Genomic DNA, 948 nt, shown 5'->3' with positions numbered 1-948 from the left:
ACCGGCCTTAACTCTTTCTTTGATTTTATCAATCATAAAACTAAAGATTCAGCTATGATTAGTGTTAATACTAATGATGAATTAGGTGCTATGGCTAAAGCTATTAACGAAAACATCACTAAAACTAAAAATGCATTAGAACAAGATGCTAAAGCAGTAGAACAATCAGTAGATACAGCTAAAGAAATAGAAAGTGGTAATCTAACAGCAAGAATTACTGCAATTCCTGCTAACCCTCAATTAGTAGAATTAAAAAATGTTTTAAATGAAATGCTGAATGTATTAGAACAAAAAGTTGGTTCTAATATGAATGAAATTAATAGAGTATTTGATAGCTATAAAGCATTAGACTTTACTACTGAAGTTAAAAATGCTAAAGGTGGAGTTGAAGTAACTACTAATGTATTAGGTCAAGAAATCGTAGGTATGTTAAGACAATCTTCTGAATTTGCTTCTTTATTAGCAGATGAAAGTGGTAAATTACAAAGTGCTGTTAAAAATCTAACAGATTCTTCATCTTCTCAAGCTTCTTCTTTAGAAGAAACAGCAGCAGCACTAGAAGAAATTACTTCTTCTATGCAAAATGTATCCCATAAAACTAGTGAAGTAATTGCTCAAAGTGAAGAGATTAAAAATGTTACTTCTATAATAGGTGATATTGCAGATCAAATTAACCTACTTGCATTAAATGCTGCTATTGAAGCTGCACGTGCAGGTGAGCACGGACGTGGCTTTGCTGTTGTTGCTGATGAAGTTAGAAACCTAGCAGAAAGAACTCAAAAGTCTTTAGGTGAGATTGAAGCTAATACTAATATCTTAGTTCAATCTATTAATGAAATGGGTGAGAGTATTAAAGAGCAAACTACAGGTATTACTCAAATTAATGATGCTGTAGCTCAAATTGATCATGTAACCCAAGAGAACTTAAAAATAGCAAAAGATAGTGCA

1 protein-coding gene is annotated in these 948 nt (G+C 31.9%); it reads left to right on the top strand.

Features of this window, described 5'->3' with window-relative positions; translation table 11 throughout:
- Positions 1 to 948, top strand: a 948-nt coding sequence (locus tag CAMP5053_RS08180; protein ID WP_250322484.1) for a methyl-accepting chemotaxis protein, incomplete at both ends; no start/stop codon positions are given.

It is taken from the genome of Campylobacter sp. S4:11 (assembly GCF_024723695.1).
In the GTDB taxonomy this organism is placed as follows: domain Bacteria; phylum Campylobacterota; class Campylobacteria; order Campylobacterales; family Campylobacteraceae; genus Campylobacter_D; species Campylobacter_D jejuni_C.
The sequence above is the reverse complement of the archived record's forward strand: the minus strand, read 5'-3'. Positions and strand labels throughout refer to the sequence as shown.